At 71.7% G+C, this 6,000-nt stretch carries 3 protein-coding genes and 1 tRNA gene; 1 reads left to right on the top strand and 3 read right to left on the bottom strand.

Annotated features, from left to right (window positions below; all coding sequences use genetic code 11):
- A partial coding sequence (locus AC07AL_RS07670) for a hypothetical protein (RefSeq protein WP_478317170.1) occupies positions 1 to 1,431 on the top strand: 1,431 nt, incomplete at its 5' end.
- On the opposite strand, the gene AC07AL_RS07665 is transcribed toward AC07AL_RS07670, so the two are convergent.
- From AC07AL_RS07665 to AC07AL_RS07655, 3 genes are all read right to left on the bottom strand, one after another.
- On the bottom strand, positions 1,415 to 3,577 hold the full coding sequence (locus tag AC07AL_RS07665; protein ID WP_478317169.1) for a tetratricopeptide repeat protein: 2,163 nt from the start codon (positions 3,575 to 3,577) through the stop codon (positions 1,415 to 1,417). The genes AC07AL_RS07670 and AC07AL_RS07665 overlap by 17 nt on opposite strands.
- Positions 3,578 to 4,182: 605 nt before the next feature.
- A tRNA-Pro gene (locus AC07AL_RS07660) sits at positions 4,183 to 4,275 on the bottom strand.
- Between the two features lie 1,045 nt (positions 4,276 to 5,320).
- Positions 5,321 to 5,800, bottom strand: a complete 480-nt coding sequence (locus AC07AL_RS07655; RefSeq protein ID WP_478317168.1) for a hypothetical protein — start codon at positions 5,798 to 5,800, stop codon at positions 5,321 to 5,323.
- Between the last annotated feature and the right edge of the window lie 200 nt (positions 5,801 to 6,000).

The raw sequence follows: 6,000 nt of genomic DNA, 5'->3' as shown, positions 1-6,000 counted from the left end.
ACCGAACACCGAACACCGAACACCGAACACCGAACACCGAACACCGAACACCGAACACCGAACACCGAACACCGAACACCGAACACCGAACACCGAACACCGAACGCACCGCATGCCCCTGTCTTCGGCCTGGCGCCCGAGTGGCTGCTGTCCGACGGGGTTCCGCTCGCCCGGGCGATGGTGCTCTCCCACCCCGAGCAGCTCGGCCGGCTGCGCGAAGCCTGCCCCGAGGCCGCTCCGACGGCGGTGCTCGGCGGCGACCCCTGCTTCGACCGCATCCTGGCCGCCCTTCCGCACCGGGAACGCCATCGCCGCGCGTTCGGCGTCCGGCCCGGACAGCGGCTCGTCGTGCTCAACTCCACCTGGAACCCGCAGTCGCTCTTCGGGGACGCCGGCACGGACGACCCGCTGCCGTGGCTGCTCGACCGCCTCACCGCCGAACTCCCGGTCGACGACTACCGGGTGGCGGCCGCCCTCCACCCGAACATCTGGCACGGCCACGGCCCCGGCCAGGTCCGCCTCTGGCTGGACCGCGCCGAGCGGGCCGGCCTCACCCTGATCGACCCCCTGGACAGCTGGCGACAGGCGCTGATCGCCGCCGACGCGGTGATCGGGGACTTCGGCTCGGTCAGCTACTACGCCGCGGCGCTGGGCACCCCCGTTCTGCTCGGCACGGCCTCCGACGAGGTCCTGGGCGCCACCTCGCCGGTAGCGGCCTTCGTCCGCGAAGCCCCCCGACTCGCCCTGGACTCCCCCCTGCGACCACAGCTGGACCAACTCCTGACGTTCCATCAATCCATGACCAGTGCCAGCGAATTGACGACCTCGGCGCCCGGCGAGGCGGCCGGCCTGCTGCGTTCGCTCTTCTACGAGGTCATGGGGCTGCCCGAGCCGACAGAGCCGGCTCTCCTGGACCTTCTCCCACTCCCGGACTACCGGCCACCGACCCGAACCGTGCCGCTGCGGGTCCGCACCCGCCCGGGGCCCCGCCCGCACGAAGTCACCGTCGAGCGGGTCGCCGAAGGCCGGTACGGGCCTTCCGGGCCCGGCTCCGATCACCTCGCGGTGCACGAGGACACCCTCGACCAGGGCCTCCTCGGTCTGGCCGACGCGATCCTCCGCTACGGGGAGGCCGACGACCCCCGGATCGGTCCGCCCCGGGAGTGGGCCGCGGCGACGCTCGCCCGCTACCCGAACTGCTCGCTCGCGGCCTTCGTCTCCGGTCCGGACACCTGCGAAGTGCTGCTGCGTGAGTGGGGATTCGTCCGCCTCACCAGCCCCTCGCTCGACCCGGCGGCGGCCGCCTCGGCGCTGTTCGCCCAATTGGACGGCGCCGCCGTCCCCCGACCCCTGCGACCCCTGCCGCCGATGGAGCTGACGGTGCGCACCGGCGGCGCGTCCCACCCGGTCCTGGTCAGTCCCGTTCCGTGAGGCACTGCTGCCGCAGGCCCGCCAGGTAGCGCAGATGGGGCTCCGCCTGCTCGCGGTCCAGGATCGCGGTGGCCTCGTCGATCGCGGCCAGCGCCTGATCCGTCGCCGAGGTGTCCGCCCAGGTCTCCGCGAGATTGGTGAGGGTGCGGGCCGCGTTGTAGTTGTCGCGCAGACGCCGGAATTCGGACAACGCCTCCGTCAGCCAGACCCGGGCCCGCTCGTACTCGGCCAGGCCTCGCAGCGCCCGCCCCCGGTGCCGCTTCAACAGCGCCCGGGCCCGCGGAACGTCCCCCGCCCGCTCGTGGTCCGGGCCGATCGAGGCGAGCAGTCCGTCAGCCCGCTCGAAGCAGTCGTACGCGGGCTGCCACCGCCACTGCCGAAGCCTCAGCAGCCCGAGCGACTCGACGGCCGTGGCCTGGCCCAGCAGGTGGCCGGCCCGTTCGAACGCCGAGGAGGCGTCGACCAGACAGCTCTCGGCCTCGGCCAGCAGGTCCAGTTCCATCAGGGCGAACGCCAACTGGGTGTGCATCCGGCCGGCCATCGCCGAGTCCGGGTCGTGCGCGACCGCCGCCCGCACGGCGGTTCGCAGCGCCGGCAACAGGGCCTCGTGCCGACCGGCCTTGAGCTGCACCGCCCACGACGCCTCCGCCAGCTCGCACGCCGTGGCCGGCGCGGCCAACTCCTCGGCGGCGAACACCGCCTCGACCAGGTTGCCCACCTCCGCGGCCAGAGCGGCCAACGCCGCACCGGCGTCCGGGTAGTCGCCGGGCCCGAGCTCGCGGTAGAGCGGCCCGACGTGCCAACGCTCCCGCAACGCCGCGTAGTCGGCCCGGACGGCGAAGCGCAGCAGGTGCTCCACGGCACGCGTCACCGCACCCGCGCACGCGGCCAGCCCGTCCACCCGCGCCGCCTGCTCCTCGGCGAACCGGCGCACGGCAGGCCGGTAGCGGTAGCGGCCCTCGGGTGTGGCCTCCACCAGGCCGGCCTCGGCGAGCCCGGCCAGCAGGACACCAGCACGCTCAACCGTGGGTCCGCCGGGGCCGGCGACCGCCACGGCCAGCTCGGGACCGACGGCCGGCCACGGCCGCAGGGCACAGAGCCGGAACAGCCGGGCCTCCTCCGGCTCCAGTACCTCGTACGACTCCTGCACGGCGGCGCGCACCGGATCACCCGCGTGGGGATCGCCACCGCCGTCGCCACCACCGCCCCGGCCCCGGCGCTGCTGGGGGATGAACGCCAGCCGGGGAGCCGCGGCGCGCAGGGCGAAGGGCGATCCGCCGCATCGTTCGAGAACACCCGACAGGGCGGGGCCGGCGGCGGAGACGGTCTCCTTCCCCGCGAGGTCCGTGAGCAGCCGCCTGGCATCCTTGTCGGACAGCGGCCCCACCGGAATCGGAACGGCGTCGAGACCGGTGAGCGGACGCCGGGCCACCACGACCGTGACGACGCCCGGGGCCGCGGTGATCAACGGCCGGACCTGGGCCGCCGACCGGGCGTGGTCCAGCACGACGAGCAGCTGCCGCTCGGCGACCAGCGACCGGAACCGCTCGACCCGGTCCTGCGCGGCCGGCGGAACCCGGTCCGCCGGCATGCCGAGGTGGATCAGGAACTGCCGGAGCACAGCGGCCGCATCGGGTGCGGTGGCCGGCGACCCGCCGGAGAGGTCCGCGTAGAGCTGCCCGTCCGGAAACCGCTTCCGCTGCAGCGCGCCCCAGTGAACGGCCGCGGCGCTCACACCCATTCCCTGAGGCCCGTACAGGACACTGACGCGGGGCGTGCCGTCCGCCTTCCGTCCGGCCTCCTTGTCCAACAGCGCCAGCACCTTGCGCCGGTCGGTGAAGAAGCGGTCGGAGGGCGGCAGCAGGGAGGGCGCCGCCAACGGCCCGGACCAGCCCCCGCCCTGGCCGCCCAGCCAGGCACGAAGCGCCCTGGCCTGCGCGGGATCCGACCCCGCCACATCCAGCAACAGCTGCGCCACAGTGGCCCGTTCGGCGGCATCGGTCGGCGCCGGCACGTCCCGCCCCGTCACCCGGCGGACGAAGGCACCCGCCGACTCCCAGGCCCACTTGCCGGCCTCGTTCGCCACGCTCGCACCCACGGCGCCGAAAACAGCGGCCACCGCCGACAGCGACACCGGCTCGAACACCCCACACCCCCTGGTCCATCGCGGCACACCCGACCAGCAGCCGCCGCACCCTCGCGTCCGGCCCCACGGTAGCCTGCCGAACCCCACCATGGGCACGACACAAGCGGGCCCAGTCCCGCCTCCCCTCCCCGCCACGGCGTGGACACCGTCGTCACCCTGAACGACCCCACCGGCTCCAGCATCTCCCCCGTCCAGGCCAAGCGCTCCAAGAACGCACTCCCAGTGGAGACCGCCCGACCCCCGCCTGCGCCATCCACGCCAAGAACGCCGGCTACGGCACCCTCGCCACCACCTCACGGTTCAGCAAGGCCAGCTACACCTTCGCCCGCCGCAACGACCGAACCGCCTCATCAACGCCCGCAACCTCAAAGCCCTGCCCACCGAGCACCTGACCATCAACGCCCTGCTCGGCCCGCCCAAGCCCCCCCCGAGCTGCCAGGCCGGCGAGGCTGCGGCGATCCCTCGGCCAGCGGCTGCGGTCCCCAGCTGGTCCCTGACAAGATCGCAAGACGCCGGTACCACGACCGACGATCACCTGTCGCCCCATCAACAAAAAGGCCGCTGACCTGGGATTTCTCCCGGCCAACGGCCTTCCGACATCACTGTCGGGACGACAGGATTTGAACCTGCGACCCCTTGACCCCCAGTCAAGGGAGCTCACTAACGTTCTCATTGGCATCCTGCTCGACGGGTTCCCGAACAGGAGGCCAACCTGCCTTTCAAGCATGGGAGTTGAGACAAAGGGGACGCTCGTATGGTTTACGCGGCCTGACGGAGGCCCAGATGCTACCTCGGTCGGATACGTCCAGATCCGTCCACATGTGCCCACCGGCGCTCAATGCGTTTGGTCCCAAAGTGGTCCCAAGGAGCCGGACACTGCGAGTAACGGCCCTCCAGGCGCCACACGCCGATGAGCTGCCGAGACCTCCACCAGCAGGTCCACCTGCTACGAGATCCGGAGGCGGATCAGAGCCGCCTACCCACCAGTCACGTGCCGTGATCTCCCGGGTGGCGAGTTGTCCCGCGCGTGTCGTTGCCGACCAGCACCGGTGCGAGGAGGGGAGGAGGGGTTCATGGACAGCGTCCACAGCAAGGAAGGGTGTACCGGCGGTGCGGCTGCTCGGACAGCAACGGCAAGCAGCTGGGACCGTGGTGTCCGCAGCTGGCCGCGGACGTGAAGCACGGGAAGTGGACGTACTGCGTCGACCTCGCCCCCGACGAAGGGCGGCGCCGCACCCGCCAACGGGGCGGGTTCGCCTCCCGCGCCGAGGCGGCGCGGGAGATGGCCGCGGTCCTGGACGGCGAGCTGCGCGGGGTGTACGAGGACCGGCGGGTGACCGTGGCCGCCTACGTCAGGGCTGCGGCGATGGTCCCGTCGGGGTTCTCTCTCGATCGGGTGGAGGCGGCAGCGGCCGAGGATCTCGGGTGCTACGACACCCAGCACCGCCGGGTCGGCCAGTCGGCGCGCCCCGCCTCTCGCAGGGGCGCCCGGACGCCCATCGGCTGGGCAGCCCCCCACTTCTTCCTGCGTCGTTCCGGGCGCGCCCGCGGTGGACCCAGTTCTGCAACGTGCTCGGCTGGACGCCCAACGTCCTGCGCGACGCCCGTGGCCGACCTGCCAGTTCCGTCACGTACTGCCCGGCTCGGAACCTCAGCCGGCCAGCACTCCTGTTCTCCAGAGCTCGACGAGGACCGGGCCGACGGCACGAATCTTCCGGGCAAGGCACCAAGGCGGACGGTCGATCAATTCGCGACTGCGGGTACCACCTGCCCTCCGGTGGCCTCGGTCAGGAGGCTCTGGGTGCCGGGGTGCCGCTGATAGACAGCATTGATCTCTCTGGAGGCGGCCGTTTCATTGAAAGGCAGGGCGATCTGCCGGGCGACTGCGCTCCTGAGCGCGTCGGCAAGCCCTGCTTCCAGATCGACAACGCGTAGGCCCTCGACGATTCCGGTCCCTGAATCGACGAGCACCATGTACGCGGGGAAGGGGCCACCCGCTCTGCCGGGTACTCCGACGACTCGATCGCCCTGCCGGTGAGCCTCCCAGGGCGAGTCTCCCCAGCCGAGCGACTTGGGGTGGCCGCCCGGTCGCGTCGGCACCTCGAACCGGTAACACCACATGAGATGCCTGTCTCCGGGAACGACCGCGAAGGCTGCCGCGCCGGTGTTGAACGCGAGCTTCTCGCCGGTCGTGAGGCCATCAAACGCGTAGATGATCTCCACATACGCACTACTGAGCACGAGATTGGCCGCAGCTTTCGGCCAGTTGACTTGCTTCGGGTAGGGGGCGCCTACCACTAGCGAGTACCCCATGATTCATCCTTTCCCCCAGAACCGATCCTCTGGTCCAGACGCTCGGTTGCGCAATGCTGTCGCGGCTTGACATGGAGCCGCTCGGAGACAAACGGAATCATCTCTCCGGG

It is taken from the genome of Kitasatospora sp. NPDC043949 (genome assembly GCF_056435365.1).
The sequence above is the reverse complement of the archived record's forward strand: the minus strand, read 5'-3'. Positions and strand labels throughout refer to the sequence as shown.